This is a genomic window from Ancylobacter koreensis (assembly GCF_023016525.1).
Lineage (GTDB): Bacteria > Pseudomonadota > Alphaproteobacteria > Rhizobiales > Xanthobacteraceae > Ancylobacter > Ancylobacter koreensis.
Genome location: NZ_JALKCG010000001.1, coordinates 451,425 through 470,092 on the forward strand (window position 1 = coordinate 451,425; position 18,668 = coordinate 470,092).

The window sequence follows — 18,668 nt, forward strand, 5'->3', positions numbered from 1 at the left end:
GCGCCCATAATGTCCAGGCGAGCCGGGAAACGCTGCCATGGAACTGAAGCTCGACCGCGTGGGGCTGTCGCCCTTCCGCAATTTCAGCCGCGCCGAATGGGCCGCGCTGCGCGCCGACACGCCCCAGCCCCTCAAGCCGGAGGAAATCCAGCGCTTGCAGGGCCTGAACGACCGGCTGTCGCTGCCGGAAATCGAGGAAATCTACCTGCCCCTCTCGCGCCTGCTGTCGATCTATGTCGGCGCGACGCAGAAGCTGTTCCGGGCGATGGAGAAGTTCCTCGGCCCCGAGCAGGACGGCAAGATGCCCTACATCATCGGCGTCGCCGGCTCGGTGGCGGTGGGCAAGTCCACCACCTCGCGCGTGCTGCAGGCGTTGCTCGGGCGCTGGCCGAACACGCCCAAGGTGGCGCTGGTGACGACGGACGGCTTCCTGCTGCCCAACGCCGTGCTGGAGCAGGAAGGGCTGATGGGCCGCAAGGGTTTTCCCGAGAGCTACGACCTGCCGGCGCTGCTGCACTTCCTGACCGACATCAAGGCCGGGCGCCGGCCGGTGCGCGCGCCGGTCTACAGCCATTTCAACTATGACGTGACGCCGAACGCCTCGGTCGAGGTCGACCAGCCCGACATCCTCATCGTCGAGGGGCTGAACGTGCTGCAGACCAGCCGCCCGCCCAAGGACGGCCAGGGCATTCCCTTCGTCTCCGACTTCTTCGACTTCAAGATCTATATCGACGCCGACGAGGCGATCCTCGAGCGCTGGTATGTCCAGCGCTTCATGCGGCTGCGCGAGACCGCCTTCCGCGACCCGAAGGCCTATTTCCACCGCTATTCCAGCCTCTCCGACGCCGAGGCCGACGCCACGGCGCGCTCGATCTGGCGCTCGATCAACCTCGTCAACCTCACCGAGAACATCCTGCCCACCCGCCAGCGCGCCGACCTCATATTGCGCAAGGGCGGCGACCACGAGATCGAAGCGGTCTCGCTGCGCAAGCTCTGACGGCGTCAGCGGCATGAGCGCCCCCGTCGAGATCGTGCCCGGCTGCCTCTACTGGCCCGGCTGGCTGGACAGGGCGGGGCAGGAGGCGCTGGCGGAGGAGCTGCGCGTAGTGCTGGCGCGGGCGCCGCTCTTCGCCCCGCGCATGCCGCGCACCGGCAAGCCCTTCTCGGTGCGGATGTCCAATTGCGGGCCGCTCGGCTGGGTGTCGGATAGCGACGGCTATCGCTACCAGCCGACCCATCCCGAGACCGGCGAGCCGTGGCCCGCCATGCCGGACGTGCTGCTGAAGGCGTGGGACGCCCTCGCCGGCGCGTCGCTCGCTCCCGAGGCCTGCCTCATCAACTGGTACGGGCCCGGCGCGCGCATGGGGCTGCATCAGGACCGCGACGAGGAGGAGTTTTCCGCGCCCGTCCTTTCGCTGTCGCTGGGCGACACGGCCCTGTTCCGCATCGGCGGCACGGCGCGCAAGGACCCGACGCGCTCGGTCCGTCTCGCCTCCGGCGACGCGCTGCTGCTGTCGGGCCCGGCGCGGCTCGCCTTCCACGGCATCGACCGCATCCTGCCCGATACGTCGACGCTGTTGCGCCAGCCGGGGCGGATCAATCTGACGTTACGCCGGGTGCGTCCGGGCGGCGCCAGCGAAATTCCGCCTTGATGGCCCCGCAGAAAAGGCCAAGTTGCGGTTTGTGAAACCTGAAGGATTGCGAATGCGCCGTTTGCTGCCCGTTGCCTTTGCCGCCCTGTCGCTCTCGCTGATGCCGCTTCCCGCCGCCGCGCAGGCCGTGTTCCCCGGCCAGGGCACGATCGGTCTCGTGCCCCCGCCGGGAATGGAGGAGATTCCGGGCGTTCCCGGTTTCCAGGACCGTTCCACCCGCGCCTCCATCCTCGTGCGCGAAATGCCCAAGCCCGCCTATCAGGAGATCGTTTCCACCTATGCGCCGGAGGAGCTGCAGAGCCAGGGCGTGACGGTGGAGGAGCGGCGCGACATCGATCTCGCCGACGGCGTCAAGGCGATCGTGCTCAAGGGCTACCAGACGGTGGGCGCCGCAGCGCTGAAAAAGTGGATTCTCATTGCCGGCGGCAAGGAGCAGACCGGCATGGTGACGGTGCAGTTCCCCGAGGCGGCCTCCAGCCGCTATCCCGACGCGACCGTCGAGGCCGCGCTGCGCAGCGTCGTCTTCCGCGCCCCGCCCACCACGCAGGAGCTGCTGGCCCGCCTGCCCTTCCAGCTTGAGGAGCTGGAGGGCTACCGTGTGCTCAAGGTGCTCGGCGCCAGCGCCGTGCTGCTCACCCGCTCGGACTCCGGCAAGCCGGAGCTGGGCGACGACCCCTTCTTCATCGTCGCCGCCGCGCAGGGCGAGATTCGCGAGGACGACCGCGAGAGCATCGCCAAGCGCGCCATCGCCTCGGTGCCGGGCATCAAGGAGCTGCGCGTCGACCGCGGCGGCCCGCTGCGCATCGGTGGCCAGCCGGGCTTCGAGCTGGTCGGCAGCGCGGTGGACGCGCGTTCGGACAAGCCGGTGAAGGTGGTGCAGTGGCTGCGCTTCGGGCGCACCGGCTATCTGCGCATGGTCGGCGTGGCGCCGGCGGACAGCTTCGAGGCCGAGTTCGGCCCGATGCGCGGCCTGCGCGACGGCATCGAACTGCGCTGAGCCATCGAAGCTTTCCGGCGGAGGTCTCCTCCGCCGGCTTTTGGTCGCGAGCCTCAGCCCTCAGTGGCGGGCGTCTCGGCGGGGGCCGCCTTCGGCCCGCCTTTCGACACCCCGACCAGCGCCGGGCGCAGCACGCGCTCGCCGATCTTGTAGCCCGGCTGGATCACCTGCACGACCGTGCCCGAGGGGAGCTCGGCATTGGGCACCTCGAACATCGCCTGATGCAGGTTCGGGTCGAATTTCGAGCCCTCCGCCTCGATGCGCGCGACGCCGTGCTTGGAGAGCGTCTGCGTCAGCGCGCGGGCGGTGATGTCGATGCCGTCCAGCACCGTCTTCAGCACGCCCTCGGCCTTCGCGCTTGCCTCCTCGTCGACGGCGCCGAGCGCCCGCTCGAAATCGTCGGCCACGTTGAGGATGTCGCGGGCAAAGCCGGTGATGCCGTAGACCTTGGCGTCGGCCACCTCGCGCTCGGCGCGGCGGCGCACATTGTCTGCCTCGGCGAAGGCACGCAGGAACTTGTCCTTCAGGCTGGCGATCTCGGCCTCCAGCCGCTCCTTTTCGGCCGCGAACTGGGCGGCGAGGTCGTCCGGCGCGGCCGCGGCGCCGGAGGCGGCGTCGACAGTCTGATCGGCCGTTTCGGGCTGGTCAGCCGGAGTGCGGTTCTCGTCGCTCATGAATACCTCGTCGAAGAATGGATTTGCCATGCTGGGCGCCCCGTGGGGCACACCGCGCGGACGCCCGCCATATCGGGTCGCGCGGCGGAAAAATCAAGCCGCGTCAATCCCCGGGCCGGCCAGCACGCGGCTCACCACGCGCGCGGTGAAGTCGACCATCGGCACGATGCGGGCATAGTTCAGCCGGGTCGGGCCGATCACCCCGAGCACTCCCACCACACGGCCCTGCCCGTCGCGATAGGGCGCGACGATGGTGGAGGAGCCCGACAGCGAGAACAGCTTGTTCTCGGAGCCGATGAAGATGCGCAGGCCCTGCGCGTCCTCGGCGCGTCCCAGAAGGTCGACCACTTCCTGCTTGGCTTCGAGGTCGTCGAACAGCAGGCGCACCCGCTCCAGATCCTCTATGGCGCGCAAATCGTGCAGCAGCCGCGTCTGGCCGCGCACGATGAGCCGCCGCTCGGCCTTGTCGCCGCCCGACCAGCTCGCCAGCCCGGTCTCCACCACGCGGGCGGTGATCTCGTCGAGCTCGGCGCGGCGTGCGCTGAGCGTGCGCTCCACCTCGCTGCGCAGCTCGGCGATGGTGCGGCCTCTCGTGAGCGAACCGAGAAAGTTCGTCGCCTCGGTCAGCGCCGAGGCCGGCAGCCCCTTCGGCAGCGGGACGAGGCGGTTCTCCACCTCGCCATCGTCTGAAACGAGGATGAGCAGCGCGCGGCTGGCGTCGAGCGGCACGAATTCGATGTGCTTGAGCCGCACATCGGTCTTGCCGGCGGTGACGACGCCGGCGCCGCGCGACAGGCCGGAGAGCAGGTTGGAGGCTTCCGCCAGCACGCCGTCGACCGTCTGGGCGCGGGCGGCGGCGCGCACCTGCGTCTCGATCGAGTTGCGCTCGTCCTCCGAGACGTCGCCGATCTCCAGTAGCGCATCGACGAAGAAGCGCAGCCCCCGCTCGGTCGGCAGGCGGCCGGCGCTGGTGTGCGGCGCGAAGATGAGCCCGGCGGCTTCGAGGTCCGCCATCACGTTGCGCACGGAAGCGGGCGAGAGCGTCATCGGAATGAGGCGCGAGATATTGCGCGAGCCGGCCGGCTCGCCGGTCGCCAGATAGGTCTCGACGATCTGCCGGAAAATCTCGCGCGAACGCTCGTCGAGCCGCGCGAGCGAGGGGGCGGTGGAAGCGAGCAGGGAATCGAATGCCATCGGAAGCCTGTCTCTCCTGTGGTCCGCGTCGGACCGGCCTCCATTATCTCGGCAACCGCGCCCCATGTTCAAGCGACCCCGCCGATTGCGCCCTTGGCGCCCGCCCCTTACAAGGGCGCACCCTGTCGTTCCGGAGATTTCCATGCGCCCTTCCCGCCGCCAGCCCGACGAGATGCGTGCCGTCAGCTTCGAGCGCGGCGTGCTGCGCCACGCGGAAGGCTCCTGCCTCGTGAAGTTCGGCGAGACCCATGTGCTGGTCGCCGCCACGCTGGAAGAGCGCCTGCCGCCGTGGCTGAAGGGGCAGGGCCGTGGCTGGGTGACGGCCGAATACGGCATGCTGCCGCGCGCCACCCATGAGCGCACCCGGCGCGAGGTGACGTCCGGCAAGCCTTCCGGCCGCACGCAGGAAATCCAGCGCCTGATCGGCCGCTCGCTGCGCGCGGTGGTCGATCTCGAAAAGCTCGGCGAGCGCCAGATCACCGTCGATTGCGACGTGATCCAGGCCGATGGCGGCACCCGCACCGCCTCCGTCACCGGCGCGTGGATCGCGCTGCACGACTGCCTGAGCTGGATGAAGTCGCGCGGCATGATCCCGACCGTTCCGCTGCGCGATCAGCTCGCCGCCGTCTCCTGCGGCATCATCGACGGCGAGCCGCGCCTCGACCTCGACTACGCCGAGGATTCCGAGGCCCATACCGACGTGAACTTCGTGATGACCGGCTCCGGCGGCTTCGTCGAGGTGCAGGGCACCGCCGAGAAGACGCCCTTCAGCGAGGACGAGTTCAACGCCATGCTCTCCCTTGCCCGCAAGGGCATCGGCAAGCTGGTCGACCTGCAGAAGCTCGCCGTAGCATGACGACGCCCGCGCCCCGGCGGCTGGAAGGCCGCATCGTCATCGCCACGCACAATCCCGGCAAGCTGGAGGAGATGCGGGGCCTGCTCGCGCCTTATGGCGTCGAGGCGGTCTCGGCCGGCGATCTCGGCCTGCCGGAGCCTGAGGAGACGGGGCTCACCTTCGGCGAGAACGCCCGCATCAAGGCGCTGGCGGCGGCGACCGCCTCCGGCCTGCCGGCCTTCGCCGACGATTCGGGCCTCTGCGTCGAGGCGCTGGGCGGCGCGCCGGGCCTCTATACCGCCCGCTGGGCGGGGCCGGAGAAGGACTTCATGGCGGCGATGACCCGCGTGGAGGAGGAGCTGCGCGCCGCCGGCGCCGAGCTGCCGGACCTGCGGCGCGGCTTCTTCATCTCCGCCCTGTGCCTCGCCTGGCCGGACGGCCATACGGAGGATTTCGAGGGCGTGGTGAACGGCACGCTGGTCTGGCCGCCGCGCGGTCCGGCCGGCTTCGGCTACGACCCTATGTTCCAGCCCGATGGGCACGAGCGCACCTTCGGCGAGATGACCGGCGCCGAGAAGCACGGCCTGCCGCCGCTCGGCGACGGCCTGTCGCACCGTGCCCGCGCCTTCATGGCGCTGGCGAAGGCCTGCCTCGGGGCGACGTTTGACTGACGGCGCCCATAGAACGGCCGGGCGGACCGCCCTCGCGGCGCCCCCGCCGGCCGATCCCGGCTTCGGCGTCTATGTCCATTGGCCGTTCTGCAAGGCCAAGTGCCCCTATTGCGACTTCAACTCGCATGTCCGCCATTCCCCGCCGGATCAGGCCCGCTTCGTCGCCGCGTTCAGGGCGGAGATCGCGCACACCCGCGAACGCATCGGCCAGCGGCGGACGCAGAGCGTGTTCTTCGGCGGCGGCACGCCCTCGCTGATGGAGCCCGGCACGGTTGGCGCTATTCTCGACGCCATCGACGCCGCCTGGCCGCTCGACGCACGCGCCGAGGTGACGCTGGAGGCCAACCCGACCAGCGTCGAGGCCGGGCGTTTCCGCGGCTACCGTGCGGCGGGCGTCAACCGGGTCTCGCTCGGCGTTCAGGCGCTGGACGATGCGGCGCTGAAGGCGCTGGGGCGCATGCACACGGCGGAGGAGGCGCTGGGCGCGGTGGCGGTCGCCCGCGCGGCCTTCGAGCGCGTGTCCTTCGACCTCATCTATGCCCGCCCGGACCAGAAGCCGGAGGACTGGGCGCGCGAGCTTTCCCGTGCCATCGGCGAGGGCTGCGAGCACCTCTCGCTCTACCAGCTCACCATCGAGGAGGGCACGCCCTTCGCCGCCCTGCACCGCGCCGGCCGCCTCATCGTGCCGGAGGGCGAGGTCGCCCGCGCGCTGTGGGACGTGACGCAGGAGACGACGGCCGCCGCCGGCCTCCCGGCCTACGAGATTTCCAACCATGCGAGGCCGGGAGCGGAGAGCCGTCACAACCTGCTCTACTGGCGCTATGGCGAATATGCCGGGATCGGCCCCGGCGCCCATGGGCGGCTCGACACGCCGGAAGGCCGCGTCGCCACCTCCACCGAGCGCGGGCCGGAGGAATGGGTGGCTCGCGTCGAGGCGGCCGGCCACGGCGTCATCGCCGACGAGGCGCTGACGCGCGCCGAACAGGCCGACGAATACCTCCTGATGGGGCTTCGCCTTTCCGAAGGCATCGACCGCGCCCGCTTCGCCCGCCTCGCCGGGCGGGATTTCGACGCCGCGCGGCTGGCGGCGTTGCTGGCGGAAGGCATGGTGGAGGCGCTGCCCGGCGAGCGCCTGCGCGCCACCGAGGCCGGGCTGCCGGTGCTCGACGCCATCGTCGCCGATCTGGCGGCGTAGACACCCCGACTCTGCCGGCACCGCCCTCACACCGTCATGGCCGGGCTTGACCCGGCCATCCACGTCTTCCGGCCGGACACCGGTGGGGGTGAGGTCATGGATCCCCGGGTCGAGCCGGGGATGACGTTCTGAAGGTCGGAGCGATCGCGCCCGCCCCTCACCCCTGCGCGAAGCTGCGCGGAGCCGGGCTGACGATGCTGGTCGTGCCGCCGGAAATCTGCATCACCGCGAGGCCGCGCTGGTTGGTGCCGTCGGCGCGGAAGCGGAAGATGCCGTCGACGCCCGAGAAGCCCGACGGGTTCTGGATCGCCGCGTCGGTGATGCCGGCCTCGCCGAAGGAATTCACCAGCGCCGCCATCAGCGACACCGCGTCGTGCGAGAGCGTCGCGGTGCGCACCGGCTCGCGGCCAAAGCGGGCGCGGTAGCGGGCGGCGAAGGCACGGAAGCCGGCCGGGTCGGGCGCGGCGAAGATGCCCCCGTTCACCGCCGGATTGGCGAACAGCGTGGGCGAATCCCACAGGCCGGTGCCGATGAGCTGCTTGCCGTTGAGGTTCACCCCGGCGGCGGTCATCGCCTGCAGCACCTGCGGCACGGCATCGGCGGCGTCCGGCAGGAAAACCGCATCCGCCTGCACCAGCGAGCCCGCGACCCGCCGCGCGGCTTCGGCATATTGCCCGGCGGCATAGCGCTCCAGCCCGACGACGCGCCCGCCGGCCTGCGGCACGGTCTCGCGGAAGGCGGCTTCCACCACCGAGCCATAGGCATTGTCCGGCACCAGCCCGACGAAGGAGCGATGGCCGGTGGAGGCGGCGTAGCGCACGGCGCGCTCGACATCGGTCTGCGGCAGGAAGCTCAGCAGATAGACGCCCTGCGTCGCCACATTGGTGTCGGTGGAGAAGCCGACGAGCGGCACGTTGCGCTGGCGCGCGACCTGGCCGGCGGCGGCGACGGAATGGGCGAAGAGCGGGCCGATGATGGCACGCGCGCCCTCGTCCAGCGCCTGGCCGGCGGCGGCCTGCGCGCCCGGCCCGGTGCCGCCATCGTCCTTGACGATCAGGCGTATGCGCGCGCCGGAGAATTCGGTGAGCGCCATCTCGGCGGAATTGCGCAGCGCCTGCGCCACGGCGGCGGCATTGCCGCTGGCGCCGAGCGGCAGGATCAGCGCGATGGGCGTGCCGTTGGCGGCGACCGGCGCGCCCTCGGGCGGCATCTGAGGGGCCGGCAGGCCTGCCTGTGGGGGCCCGAGATCGCTGCCGCCCGAGCAGGCCGCCAGCGTCGCCGAGCCGGCCAGCGCGAGAAAGCCGCGCCGCGTGGCGCGCAGTGCATGGCGCGGCGGGCGGGCGAGGTCGGTCGGCGCGGAAGGGTTCCTGTCGCTCATCGCGGCGGTTCGGCCCGGAATCTGCGCCGGCCACCCCGGCCGGCATCGTTCCTTTTTAGGACGCGGGCGGCGGCGCTGTCACCTCGCGCCGCCGTGCGGGGCGGTGAAAGCCCGACATATCCACGCGATAGGCCGCGCGGCACGTGGACCGGGCGGTGTCGAGGCATGACGGCGGCGCCGGCCGGCTCTACACTGTCGGCCATGAACGCCTCATCCTCCGCTACCTCGCCGGCCTCTTCCGCCCTTCCCGCCGGGACGGCGCGCCCGCGCGGCTTTCGCATCGGCGCGCATGCGCTCCCCGCCGCCCGGCCGGAAGGCGGGCTCTACATCGTCGCCACGCCGATCGGCCATCTCGGCGACGTGACGCTGCGGGCGCTGGAAACGCTGGCGGGCGCGGACGTCATCGCCTGCGAGGACACCCGCGTGACACGGCGGCTGCTGGATCGTTACGGCATCGAAACGCCGCTCGTCGCCTATCACGATCACAATGCCGGGCAGATGCGCCCACGCCTTCTGGCGCGCCTCGCGGAAGGAGCGGTGGTGGCGCAGGTGTCGGATGCCGGCACGCCGCTGGTCTCCGATCCCGGCTTCAAGCTGGTGGAGGCGGCCATCGCCGCCGGCCATCGCGTGGTGCCGCTGCCGGGCGCCTCGGCCAGCCTCGCCGCGCTGGTCGCCGCCGGTCTGCCGACCGATCGCTTCTTCTTCGAGGGCTTCCTGCCGCCGAAAAGCGGCGCCCGGCGCACCCGCATCGCCGAGCTGAAAAGCCTGCCGGCGACGTTGGTGGTCTATGAGAGCGGGCCGCGCCTGCCGGAAAGCCTCGCCGACCTCGCGGCGGGGCTGGGACCGCGCCCGGCGGCGGTGTGCCGCGAACTCACCAAGACCTTCGAGGAGGTCCGCCGCGACCGGCTCGATGCCTTGGCCGCCCATTACGCGGAAAGCGGCCCCCCGCGCGGCGAGATCGTGCTGGTGATCGGCCCGCCGCAGGCGGAGGAGGCGAGCGAAGCCGATCTCGACGCCGCGCTGCGCGCTGCGCTGGCCAGCCTTTCGGTCAAGGACGCGGCGGCGGCGGTGGCCACCGCCACCGGCCTGCCGCGCCGCGCCGTCTATGCCCGCGCGCTGGCGCTGCAGGCCGGCGCTGCGGACCGGACGGGCGATGACTGAGCGGCCGCGCCGCGCCCCCAGCCCGGCCCGCCGGGCGGCCTTCGCGCGCGGCGTCGATGCGGAAGCCGCCGCCGCCGCGCTTTTCGAGGCGCAGGGCTTCGCCATCCTGGCCCGTCGCGTGCGCACGCCGCGTGGCGAGATCGACCTGGTGGCGCGGCGTGGCGATCTGCTCGTCTTCATCGAGGTGAAGGCGCGCGCCTCGCTTCGTTCCGCTGCCGAATCGATCCTGCCGCGCCAACGCAAACGCATCGCCGGCGCGGCGGAGATCTTCCTCGCCGATCACCCCGAGCTCGCCCAGCTCGACATGCGGCTCGACGTGGTGCTGGTGGCGCCGGACGGCCCGCCCGTGCATCTGGCCGGCGCCTTCGAGGCGGAGTGAGGGGCAGCTGGCGGCCGGCGGTTCGCGCCGCGGTTCCTGCGCAATGGCGCGGTGCCGCGCGAGGGATTAAGAAGAGGCCAACGCCGCCGCGCGCGCCCGCGCGGCCCCCTCTTGCCTGAGACGGATTCCATGAGCCTCACCATCGCCGTCCAGATGGACCCGATCGACCGCATCAACATCGCGGGCGATTCCGGCTTCGCCCTGCTGCTGGAAGCGCAGGCGCGCGGCCACGCGATCTCCTATTACACCACCGACCGCCTCGCCATGCGCGACGGCGAGGTGTTCGCCACCGTCGAGCCGCTGGAAGTGCGCGACGTGAAGGGCGACCACTACACGCTCGGCGAGCCCCGCCGCGTGCGACTCGACAGCTTCGACGTGATCCTGATGCGGCAGGACCCGCCCTTCGACCTCAACTACATCACCGCCACGCATCTTCTGGAGCGCATCCACCCCAGGACGCTGGTGGTGAACGACCCCGCCCATGTGCGCAACGCGCCGGAGAAGATCTTCGTCACCCATTTCCCGGACCTGATGCCGCCGACGCTGATCACCCGCGACCTCGCCGAGATCAAGGCGTTCCGCGAGGAGTTCGGCGACATCGTGGTGAAGCCGCTCTACGGCCATGGCGGCGCCTCGGTGTTCCGCCTCACCCGCGACGACCTGAATTTCGGCTCGCTCTACGACCTGTTCGCCACCACGATGCGCGAGCCCTGGGTGGTGCAGCGCTTCATTCCTGAGGTGAAGCACGGCGACAAGCGCATCATCCTGGTCGACGGCCTGTTCGCCGGCGCGGTCAACCGCGTGCCGAGCGAGGGCGACCTGCGCTCCAACATGGTGCGCGGCGGCGCGGCGGCCGAGACCGATCTCACCGCGCGCGAACGCGAGATCTGCGAGCGGCTCGGCCCGGCGCTGCGCGAGCGCGGCCTGTTGCTCACCGGCATCGACGTGATCGACGGCAACCTCACCGAGATCAACGTGACGGCGCCGACCGGCATCCGGGCCATCCGCCGGCTCGGCGGGCCGGACATTGCCGCCACCGTGTGGGACGTGATCGAGGCCAAGCGGCGGGGTTGAGACGAGGGGGTTCGAGACGGCGGCGGGCTGGCCGGCGCGCCGTCAGGTCAGCTCGCGCAGGCCGTCCGCCGTCTCGATGAGCGCCCGGTAATGGACCTTCGGCCCGTGGACGATGGCCGGCGGGCGGTCGATCTCCAGCCTGCGGTAGAGCGCGCCGATGCCGTCGGGATCGGGATGTTCGAGCACAAGCGCGTGAAGCTGCGCCCCGAGATCGGGGATCGACGCGATGTAGCCGGCATCGCCCCGATGGTCGATCAGCGAGGGGACGGCGCCGTCCAGCGGCAATGAGCCGTCCGCCGGAATGGAAAAAGCAAAGCTCGGCTCATCCTGGGGCAATGCGATCTTCTCGCCGAAGAGCGAACCCGCCGGTCCCCTCGCAAGGTCGAGCGAAGCGTCCATCGCCTCGGTGCCGGCGACCCAGCCGCGCAGGCGCCGGCCCTCCTCCCAGTCGGCCCGGACCTGCGCGTGGTCGTCAAGGCCGAACCAGCGCGGACGGCCGGGATCGATGCCCTCAGGGTCCAGCGCCACGATTTCCAGATAGACCTGTTCGCCCAGCCGAAGCCGGTGGTTATGGGTGCCCATATAGAGGTGGCGCATGCCGAAGGGCACCTCGATGCCGAGGCAGGCGCGGACATGAGCGACCCCTTCCGCGAGCGAGGGGGCGATCACGGTGAGATGATCGAGCTTCAGCATGCGCGGTCCCCGTTCGTGGCCGATGGCGTTCCAGTATGCGGCAAGGAAAAGGCCCGGCCGTTGCCGACCGGGCCTTCTCGATTCATGCGCGAGGCGCGCGTTCAGTGAACGCTGAGCGTCACGAGCTCGTTCTGCTGCGCGCTGGCGATGGCCGCCTCGCGACTGTCGGTCAGCATCATCGGCGTGCCGTCGGCCGAATGCAGCGTGTAGAGCTTCAGCCCCGGCGCGAGGCGGGCCTGCGGGAACATCTCCGCCGCCTCCTCCGAGCGGATCGAGCGGACATAGGCGATGTGGCCGTCGCCGAGGCTGGCGAAGGCTTCCGGCGAGAGACCCTCGGCCAGCGCCACGCCGGCCGGGCCGGTATCGATGTTGAATTCGTTGGTCATGTCGAACACTCCTCGAATGCGCCGTCGAGACCGGCTTCGGGTTTCGTCATTCCTCGGTCGCTATGGCGATACGCCGGACGATGCGTTCCGGTTCCGGCCGGACCAGATCGACCGACAATAGCCCGTTCTTCAGCTCCGCGCCGAGTACCCGCATCCCGTCGGCCAGCACGAAGGTGCGCTGGAACTGGCGGGCGGCGATGCCCCGGTGGAGATAGAGCCGCTCGGGCTCCTCGCCCTGCCGACCCCGTATGACAAGTTCCTTCTCCTCCACGGTCACGTCGAGCTGCTCACGGGTGAAGCCCGCGACGGCAAGCGTGATGCGGAGGCGCTCCGGCTGGCCCGCCTCGGCCACCCTCTCCACATTGTAGGGGGGATAGCCGTCCGAGCCTTTCATGACGCGATCGAGCGCCCGCTCGATCTCGTCGAAGCCGAGCAGGAAGGGGCTCGACAGCGAGGGAATGCGCGACATGTTCCCAAAGTCCTCGTCCAGAAGCGACTTTGCGTGATGGGACCCTGTGAAGGCATCCCGTTGCATCAGCATATGGGCGGGCGGGGGGAGCAGCGCAAGACGGGCTTTGCCGGGCGAGGGCGTGCCAGCGCCCCAAGGCGACGCCGGCAGATGAGGCCGGCGCTCGCGGGCCGGAGGCCGTGGTTCTTCGGACGATGACGGCACGCGCGGGGGCGCGGACCGGAACGACCGCGAAAGCAGCGGCCGGACCCTGCGCGCGGCCGTTCTCAGGCGGCGTGGCGCTCGCCGTTGACGCCGAAATGGTCGAGATAGCGCGGGTTGATCTTCTCGACCGGCAGCACGATCAGCACGTCGGTGGTGCCGAACTGGTGGTCCACCACCGCGCCGCGTCCGATCTGCGCACCGAGCCGCAGATAGCCCTTGATGAGCGGGGGCAGCTCTATGAGGGCGGCCTTGGGGTCGACCGCCTCGGCCGGCATCAGGTCCATGCCGGCGGCGTGGGCCGGCAGCGCGCTCGCCGCCCATTCCGGGTCGGTGGGCGCGAAATGATGCAGGAAGGCGAGCGGCCGGGCGAGGCGGGCGGGATCGGTGCCCTCGATGCTGGCGCAGCCGAACATCACGTCGATGCCGTGCCGGCGCACATAGGCCCAGATGCCGTGCCAGAGCAGCTCCACCGTGCGCTTGTTGCGGTAGGAGGCGAGCACGCAGGAGCGTCCGAGCTCCAGGAAGCGCCGGTGCGGGTGGCGCGCCAGCAGCGGGGCGATGTCGAACTCGCTCGCCGTGTAGAAGCCGCCATGGCGGGCGGCGATCTCCTGCCGCAGCAGCCGGTAGGTGCCGACCACACGCGGCACGCGGCGCCCGCGCACCGTGCGCACGCTGTCATGGTCGAGCACGAGAAGATGGTCGCAGAAGCCGTCGAAGGCGTCGAAGTCGCGGCGGGCGAGGCGCATGGCGGCGGCGGGGGCGGCCGACATTTCCTCGTAGAACACCTCGTAGCGCAGGCGCTGGGCGCGGCGCACATCGGCCGCCGTGACGGCAAGGCGCACCTCCAGCGACCCGATGCGCCCGAGCGTGACCGGGCCGGGCTCGCCCCGGCTCTCGCGGTGGCGCAGGCCGGAGTAGGAGCGCAGCGCCGGCATGAATCGCGAGGGCGCGAAGGCGGCCGGCACCAGACGCAGCGGCGCGTCGGGTTTCGGCACGAAGGGCCGGCCGGCGAACGGCATGAACGGCATGGAGAATACGGGCTTGAGGAAGCTGCGCAGCGCGGAGACGCCGCCGGCCGGAGGCGATTCGACAGTCCTGTCGGCGAGCAGATGCGTCATGGCCGGCCCCTCACGAAGTCGCATTATAGCCTTTTGTGACAAGAATCACATTTCTCGGACGCCCATGTGACAGCGCGAATGCACGGCGGAACCGCCAAGTGACTTTACGGCAGGTCGCGGCTGTGCGTGAGGGGGGCGTCGCTAGAGGGGCGTCGTTAGAAGGGCCTGGGGCGTGGAGAAGGCGTCTTGCCGATCCATTCGGACGAGGTGTCGCCACCCCGCGCCTGTTCCACGAGCTATGGCGCCAAGTAATGTCGGCCAAGAGACCTGCCCGAATGGACCTGCCCGTATGGGACCTGCCCGAAGCGATCTGCCCGAAGCGATCTGCCCGAATTGATCTGAACCAAGATGAGCGCGAAGCGATCCCGGCCGCTCTCTCTCTCTCTCGTTCCCGAATGACCCACTCATCTGCTCGCCCGCTCCGCTGGACCCTCCCGCGTGACCCCGTCCGTGGTCGGACGCGACTCCACGTTCTCTCGCGGCCGCGCAGGCGAGGCGTCTCGTCAACTCGTTCGGGGAGTGGGGGGAGGAGGCACCTCCACCACAAACCATTCCGCCAACCGATAGCGGCCGCCCTCGCTTGTGGGCCCGAACGGTCCCCGGATCCGCTCGACCACCCGGCCGGACGGGCTTTCCGGTTGGCACGTGGCCTCCTCGCCTGTTCCCTCCGTCCGGGCCTGGGGCTAACGGACGTGCGCGCCAATGCCCGCCTGCCGAACGCCCCGCTCCGCCGCCGCGCTCCCGCCCTTCAGGCGGCGGCCGCCGCACGGTCGGCGGCGGCGCGGTAGGCGAGCGCTTCGGCCAAATGCGCGCGGCCGACCGATTCGGCGCCGGCGAGATCGGCCAGCGTGCGCGCCACCCGCAGCACCCGGTGATAGCCGCGTGCCGAGAGCCGCATCAGCCGGGCCGCATCCGCCAGCAGCGCGGTGCCGGCGGCGTCCGGTGAGGCGATGTCCACCAGTATGGGCCCGCTGGCCTCGGCATTGGCATAGAGGTCCGGTCGGCCGAGCGCCAGGAAACGCTCGCGCTGGAGCTGGCGGGCCTGCGCCACCCGGGCGGCGACCACGGCGCTCGGCTCGGAAGGGCCGGGGCGCACCAGATCGACCGCCGCCACGGCCGGCACGTCGAGATGCAGGTCGATGCGGTCGAGGAAGGGGCCCGACAGCCGGGCCTGGTATTCGGCCGCGCAGCGCGGGCCGCGCCGGCACGTATGGCCGGGTTCGCCCGCCCGCCCGCAGCGGCAGGGGTTCATGGCGGCGATGAGCTGGAAGCGGGCGGGGTAGGAGATGCGGTGATTGGCGCGGGCGATCACCGCCTCCCCGGTCTCCAGCGGCTGGCGCAGCGAATCGAGCACGGCGGGGGCGAATTCCGGCAGCTCGTCGAGGAACAGCACGCCATTATGGGCCAGCGAGACCTCGCCCGGCCGGGCGCGCATGCCCCCGCCCACCATGGCCGCCATGCTGGCGGAATGGTGCGGCGCGCGGAACGGCCGGCGGCTGGTGAGCGCGCCGCCCTGCAGCGTGCCGGCCACCGAAGCAATCATCGACACCTCAAGCAATTCGGCGGGCGTGAGCGCGGGCAGGATCGACGGCAGGCGCTGCGCCAGCATGGACTTGCCCGCGCCCGGCGGGCCGCTGAGCAGCAGATTGTGGCGGCCCGCGGCGGCGATCTCCAGCGCGCGCTTGGCGGTCTCCTGCCCCTTCACCTCGGCGAGGTCGGGCAGGGCGGCGGCGCCGCTCTCCAGACGCGGCTCGGGCCGGCCGAGCGCCTGCCGGCCGGCGAAATGGTTGACCAGCTGGATCAGCGAAAGCGGCGCCAGCACCGGCATGTCCGGGCTCGCCCAGGCGGCTTCCGGCCCGCAGGCCGCCGGGCAGATGAGGCCGTGGCCGCGCGCATTCGCCCCCATGGCGGCCGGCAGCACGCCGGCGACCGGGGCGATTCGCCCGTCGAGCGCCAGCTCGCCCACCACGGTGAAGCCTTCCAGCGCGTCGGCCGGCAGGGCGCCGATCGCCGCCATCAGCCCCAGCGCGATCGGCAGGTCGTAATGGCTGCCCTCCTTGGGCAGATCGGCGGGGGCGAGGTTGACGGTGATGCGGCGCGCCGGCAGCGCGAGGCCGGAGGCGATCAGCGCGGCGCGCACGCGCTCCTTCGCCTCGGTGACGGCCTTGTCGGCAAGGCCGACGAGGTTGAAGGCCGGCAGGCCCGGGCTCACCTGAACTTGAACGTCGACGGGGCGGGCTTCCACGCCCTCGAACGCCACCGTTGCCACGCGCTGGACCATGCCGCCCCCCGACGATCCGTTCCGCCGATACCGTCCGCGATGCCGACTGCGTGCGGCGCCGCACGCGCCACGGCACCAGATTACGGTGCCGGCGCGGCACGTCAAGAACATTTAGAGAACGAACGGCCGGAATGTGCCCTTGGGGCAGGAGGCGATGCCGGATGAATCTGATGATAGAAAAATTCTATCAAGGCACGAAACACCGGAATTGATTTCAATGGTCCCGCATACCATCCTTCTCTTTGGAAAAGTCTAAAAGAAGGTTCGGGAGAAATGCCGCATTACGAGCCCTGGAGCGAGGAGCGCGCCCGCGCGGTGATCGGGGAGTATTCGCACCTCGAAGGCCCGCTGATGCCGATGCTCCACGCGGTGCAGGAGACCTTCGGCCATGTGCCGGATGCGGTCGTGCCGATGCTCGCCGAGCTTCTGAACGTGTCGCGCGCCGAAGTTCACGGCGTGGTGACGTTCTATCATGATTTCCGCCACGAGCCTGCCGGCCGCCACGTGCTGAAGCTGTGCCGCGCCGAAGCCTGCCAGGCGGCGGGCGGCGACGCGCTGGCCGACCATGCCGAGCACAGGCTCGGCTGCAAGCTGGGCGAGACCACGGCGGACGGGCGCGTCACCGTTGAGCCGATCTACTGCCTCGGCCTGTGCGCCACCGCGCCTTCCGCCATGCTGGACGGCAGGATCGTGGCCCGCCTCACCGAGCGTCGCCTCGACGCGCTGATCGCGGAGGCCCAGTCGTGAGCACCGTTCGCATCTACGTTCCCAAGGACGCCTGCGCCATCGCCTGCGGCGCCGACGAGGTGGTCGCCGCCATCGAGGCCGCCGCCCTGAAGCGCCGCCAGCCGGTCGAGATCGTGCGCAACGGCTCGCGCGGCATGCTGTGGCTGGAGCCGCTGGTCGAGGTGGTGACGCCGGAAGGCCGCATCGGCTACGGCCCGGTGGCGGAAGACGATGTCGAGGCCCTGTTCGAGGCCGGCCTGCTCACCGGCGGCGACCATGCGCTGCGCATCGGCAAGCCGGAAGAGCATCCTTTCATGGCCAAGCAGACGCGCCTCACCTTCGCGCGCTGCGGCATCGTCGATCCCGCCTCGCTCGCCGACTATCGCGCCCATGGCGGCTATCGCGGCCTCGAGCGTGCGCTGCAGCTCGGTCCGGATGCGATCATCGAGGAAGTGAAGAAGTCGGGCCTGCGCGGGCGCGGCGGCGCGGGCTTTCCGACGGCCATCAAGTGGAAGACCGTGGCCGATGCCAAGGCCGACCGCAAATACATCGTCTGCAACGCGGACGAGGGCGATTCGGGCACCTTTGCCGACCGCATGATCATGGAGGGCGATCCCTTCGAGTTGATCGAGGGCATGACCATCGCCGGCATCGCGGTGGGCGCCACCAAGGGCTACGTCTACACCCGCTCGGAATACCCGCACGCCATCTGGGCGATGGAGAAGGCGATCGAGGTGGCCCGCGCCGGCGGCATGCTCGGCGCGAACATCTCCGGATCGCCCTACAGCTTCGACCTCGAAGTACGCATGGGCGCGGGCGCCTATGTGTGCGGCGAGGAGACGGCGCTGCTCGACAGCCTGGAAGGCAAGCGCGGCACGGTGCGCGCCAAGCCGCCGCTGCCGGCGCACAAGGGCCTGTTCCAGAAGCCGACGGTCATCAACAACGTGCTCTCGCTGACCGCCGTGCCGCATATCCTGGCCGATGGCGGCGAGTTCTACGCCAATTTCGGCATGGGCCGCTCGCGCGGCACGATGCCGATCCAGATCGCCGGCAATGTGAAGTTCGGCGGCCTGTTCGAGACCGCCTTCGGCATCACGCTGGGCGAGCTGGTCAACGACATCGGCGGCGGCACCGTCACCGGCAAGCCGGTCAAGGCGGCCCAGGTCGGCGGCCCGCTCGGCGCCTATGTGCCGACCTGGCAGTTCGACCTGCCCTTCGACTACGAGGCCTTCGCGGCCAAGGACGCGCTGATCGGCCATGGCGGCATCGTCGTGTTCGACGAGAACGCGGACATGGCCAAGATGGCGCGCTTCGCGATGGAGTTCTGCTCCGTCGAGAGCTGCGGCAAGTGCACGCCCTGCCGCATCGGCTCCACGCGCGGCGTCGAGCTGATGGACCGCATCATCGCCGGCGAGCGGGTGGAATCGAACCTCGCGACGCTGACCGACCTCTGCCAGACCATGAAGCTTGGATCGCTTTGCGCCCTTGGCGGGTTTACCCCCTATCCGGTGCTGAGCGCGATGAACCATTTCCCCGAAGAGTTCGGTGCGCCGCCGCGCCGTCTCGAAGCCGCCGAATGAG

The 18,668-nt window shown here is 70.7% G+C and carries 19 protein-coding genes; 11 read left to right on the top strand and 8 right to left on the bottom strand.

Annotated features, from left to right (window positions below):
* The first annotated feature begins 37 nt into the window (after positions 1 to 37).
* Genes coaA through MWN33_RS02040 form a run of 3 tightly spaced genes read left to right on the top strand, consistent with a single transcriptional unit; the run spans position 38 to position 2,649 of the window.
* Positions 38 to 997: a type I pantothenate kinase gene (coaA, locus tag MWN33_RS02030; RefSeq protein WP_247198409.1), complete on the top strand. Its 960-nt coding sequence runs from the start codon at positions 38 to 40 to the stop codon at positions 995 to 997.
* A gap of 13 nt (positions 998 to 1,010) precedes the next feature.
* Positions 1,011 to 1,652, top strand: coding sequence for an alpha-ketoglutarate-dependent dioxygenase AlkB family protein (locus MWN33_RS02035; RefSeq protein WP_247198411.1), 642 nt, complete (start codon positions 1,011 to 1,013; stop codon positions 1,650 to 1,652).
* Positions 1,653 to 1,704: 52 nt separating this feature from the next.
* A complete protein-coding gene (locus MWN33_RS02040) occupies positions 1,705 to 2,649 on the top strand; it encodes a hypothetical protein (protein ID WP_247198412.1) in 945 nt (314 codons plus the stop codon).
* Between the two features lie 53 nt (positions 2,650 to 2,702).
* Here the strand turns inward: MWN33_RS02040 and grpE are convergent, their stop codons facing one another.
* A complete protein-coding gene (gene grpE, locus MWN33_RS02045) occupies positions 2,703 to 3,323 on the bottom strand; it encodes a nucleotide exchange factor GrpE (RefSeq protein WP_247198414.1) in 621 nt (206 codons plus the stop codon).
* A gap of 93 nt (positions 3,324 to 3,416) precedes the next feature.
* Positions 3,417 to 4,517, bottom strand: a complete 1,101-nt coding sequence (gene hrcA, locus MWN33_RS02050) for a heat-inducible transcriptional repressor HrcA (protein ID WP_247198416.1) — start codon at positions 4,515 to 4,517, stop codon at positions 3,417 to 3,419.
* Positions 4,518 to 4,659: 142 nt separating this feature from the next.
* Here hrcA and rph point away from each other — a divergent pair, with 142 nt between their 5' ends.
* The 3 genes from rph to hemW are packed head-to-tail and all read left to right on the top strand — an operon-like array spanning position 4,660 to position 7,218.
* Positions 4,660 to 5,373 carry a ribonuclease PH gene (rph, locus tag MWN33_RS02055; protein WP_247198417.1) on the top strand — a complete coding sequence of 238 codons (714 nt, stop codon included), beginning with the start codon at positions 4,660 to 4,662 and terminating at the stop codon, positions 5,371 to 5,373.
* Entirely contained in the window at positions 5,370 to 6,023 is a 654-nt protein-coding gene (rdgB, locus tag MWN33_RS02060; protein WP_247198418.1) for an RdgB/HAM1 family non-canonical purine NTP pyrophosphatase, read from the top strand. The genes rph and rdgB overlap by 4 nt, the downstream gene beginning before the upstream one ends.
* Positions 6,016 to 7,218: a radical SAM family heme chaperone HemW gene (hemW, locus tag MWN33_RS02065; RefSeq protein ID WP_247198419.1), complete on the top strand. Its 1,203-nt coding sequence runs from the start codon at positions 6,016 to 6,018 to the stop codon at positions 7,216 to 7,218. Before rdgB ends, hemW begins: the two co-directional genes overlap by 8 nt.
* 157 nt (positions 7,219 to 7,375) lie before the next feature.
* Here hemW and MWN33_RS02070 read toward each other — a convergent pair whose 3' ends face one another.
* Complete coding sequence (locus MWN33_RS02070; protein WP_247198420.1) at positions 7,376 to 8,596, bottom strand: penicillin-binding protein activator; 1,221 nt, start codon at positions 8,594 to 8,596, stop codon at positions 7,376 to 7,378.
* Positions 8,597 to 8,761: 165 nt separating this feature from the next.
* Between MWN33_RS02070 and rsmI the strand changes: the two genes are divergently transcribed.
* The 3 genes from rsmI to gshB all read left to right on the top strand — a co-directional run bounded on the left by rsmI (position 8,762) and on the right by gshB (position 11,210).
* Positions 8,762 to 9,757: a 16S rRNA (cytidine(1402)-2'-O)-methyltransferase gene (rsmI, locus tag MWN33_RS02075; protein ID WP_247198421.1), complete on the top strand. Its 996-nt coding sequence runs from the start codon at positions 8,762 to 8,764 to the stop codon at positions 9,755 to 9,757.
* Positions 9,750 to 10,136: a YraN family protein gene (locus MWN33_RS02080; RefSeq protein WP_247198423.1), complete on the top strand. Its 387-nt coding sequence runs from the start codon at positions 9,750 to 9,752 to the stop codon at positions 10,134 to 10,136. The genes rsmI and MWN33_RS02080 overlap by 8 nt, the downstream gene beginning before the upstream one ends.
* A 129-nt stretch (positions 10,137 to 10,265) precedes the next feature.
* Positions 10,266 to 11,210, top strand: a complete 945-nt coding sequence (gshB, locus tag MWN33_RS02085) for a glutathione synthase (protein ID WP_247198425.1) — start codon at positions 10,266 to 10,268, stop codon at positions 11,208 to 11,210.
* A 42-nt stretch (positions 11,211 to 11,252) separates the two neighbouring features.
* Here the strand turns inward: gshB and MWN33_RS02090 are convergent, their stop codons facing one another.
* The 5 genes from MWN33_RS02090 to MWN33_RS02110 all read right to left on the bottom strand — a co-directional run bounded on the left by MWN33_RS02090 (position 11,253) and on the right by MWN33_RS02110 (position 16,361).
* Positions 11,253 to 11,903: a VOC family protein gene (locus tag MWN33_RS02090; protein WP_247198427.1), complete on the bottom strand. Its 651-nt coding sequence runs from the start codon at positions 11,901 to 11,903 to the stop codon at positions 11,253 to 11,255.
* 101 nt (positions 11,904 to 12,004) lie between these two features.
* A complete protein-coding gene (locus MWN33_RS02095) occupies positions 12,005 to 12,289 on the bottom strand; it encodes a BQ00720 family protein (protein WP_247198428.1) in 285 nt (94 codons plus the stop codon).
* 46 nt (positions 12,290 to 12,335) lie between these two features.
* Positions 12,336 to 12,758 (bottom strand): Hsp20 family protein, encoded by a 423-nt coding sequence (locus MWN33_RS02100; RefSeq protein ID WP_247198429.1) that lies wholly within the window; start codon positions 12,756 to 12,758, stop codon positions 12,336 to 12,338.
* Between the two features lie 266 nt (positions 12,759 to 13,024).
* On the bottom strand, positions 13,025 to 13,897 hold the full coding sequence (gene olsB, locus MWN33_RS02105; protein ID WP_425531965.1) for a l-ornithine N(alpha)-acyltransferase: 873 nt from the start codon (positions 13,895 to 13,897) through the stop codon (positions 13,025 to 13,027).
* 931 nt (positions 13,898 to 14,828) lie between these two features.
* Positions 14,829 to 16,361 carry a YifB family Mg chelatase-like AAA ATPase gene (locus tag MWN33_RS02110; RefSeq protein WP_247198432.1) on the bottom strand — a complete coding sequence of 511 codons (1,533 nt, stop codon included), beginning with the start codon at positions 16,359 to 16,361 and terminating at the stop codon, positions 14,829 to 14,831.
* Positions 16,362 to 16,634: 273 nt separating this feature from the next.
* Between MWN33_RS02110 and MWN33_RS02115 the strand changes: the two genes are divergently transcribed.
* Positions 16,635 to 17,108, top strand: coding sequence for a formate dehydrogenase subunit gamma (locus MWN33_RS02115; RefSeq protein ID WP_247198434.1), 474 nt, complete (start codon positions 16,635 to 16,637; stop codon positions 17,106 to 17,108).
* Positions 17,105 to 18,667, top strand: coding sequence for a formate dehydrogenase beta subunit (locus MWN33_RS02120; RefSeq protein ID WP_247198436.1), 1,563 nt, complete (start codon positions 17,105 to 17,107; stop codon positions 18,665 to 18,667). Before MWN33_RS02115 ends, MWN33_RS02120 begins: the two co-directional genes overlap by 4 nt.
* Position 18,668: the final 1 nt, after the last annotated feature.

Bases quoted from the DNA above. Each gene is read 5' to 3' on its own strand.
- MWN33_RS02095 (WP_247198428.1), bottom strand. From the start codon at position 12,289: ATGACCAACGAATTCAACATCGATACCGGCCCGGCCGGCGTGGCGCTG.
- MWN33_RS02070 (WP_247198420.1), bottom strand. From the start codon at position 8,596: ATGAGCGACAGGAACCCTTCCGCGCCGACCGACCTCGCCCGCCCGCCG.
- MWN33_RS02080 (WP_247198423.1), top strand. From the start codon at position 9,750: ATGACTGAGCGGCCGCGCCGCGCCCCCAGCCCGGCCCGCCGGGCGGCC.
- grpE (WP_247198414.1), bottom strand. From the start codon at position 3,323: ATGAGCGACGAGAACCGCACTCCGGCTGACCAGCCCGAAACGGCCGAT.
- gshB (WP_247198425.1), top strand. From the start codon at position 10,266: ATGAGCCTCACCATCGCCGTCCAGATGGACCCGATCGACCGCATCAAC.
- MWN33_RS02115 (WP_247198434.1), top strand. From the start codon at position 16,635: ATGCCGCATTACGAGCCCTGGAGCGAGGAGCGCGCCCGCGCGGTGATC.
- hrcA (WP_247198416.1), bottom strand. From the start codon at position 4,517: ATGGCATTCGATTCCCTGCTCGCTTCCACCGCCCCCTCGCTCGCGCGG.
- MWN33_RS02040 (WP_247198412.1), top strand. From the start codon at position 1,705: ATGCGCCGTTTGCTGCCCGTTGCCTTTGCCGCCCTGTCGCTCTCGCTG.
- rdgB (WP_247198418.1), top strand. From the start codon at position 5,370: ATGACGACGCCCGCGCCCCGGCGGCTGGAAGGCCGCATCGTCATCGCC.
- olsB (WP_425531965.1), bottom strand. From the start codon at position 13,897: ATGCCGGCGCTGCGCTCCTACTCCGGCCTGCGCCACCGCGAGAGCCGG.
- rph (WP_247198417.1), top strand. From the start codon at position 4,660: ATGCGCCCTTCCCGCCGCCAGCCCGACGAGATGCGTGCCGTCAGCTTC.
- rsmI (WP_247198421.1), top strand. From the start codon at position 8,762: ATGACGGCGGCGCCGGCCGGCTCTACACTGTCGGCCATGAACGCCTCA.
- MWN33_RS02090 (WP_247198427.1), bottom strand. From the start codon at position 11,903: ATGCTGAAGCTCGATCATCTCACCGTGATCGCCCCCTCGCTCGCGGAA.
- MWN33_RS02035 (WP_247198411.1), top strand. From the start codon at position 1,011: ATGAGCGCCCCCGTCGAGATCGTGCCCGGCTGCCTCTACTGGCCCGGC.
- coaA (WP_247198409.1), top strand. From the start codon at position 38: ATGGAACTGAAGCTCGACCGCGTGGGGCTGTCGCCCTTCCGCAATTTC.
- MWN33_RS02110 (WP_247198432.1), bottom strand. From the start codon at position 16,361: ATGGTCCAGCGCGTGGCAACGGTGGCGTTCGAGGGCGTGGAAGCCCGC.
- MWN33_RS02100 (WP_247198429.1), bottom strand. From the start codon at position 12,758: ATGTCGCGCATTCCCTCGCTGTCGAGCCCCTTCCTGCTCGGCTTCGAC.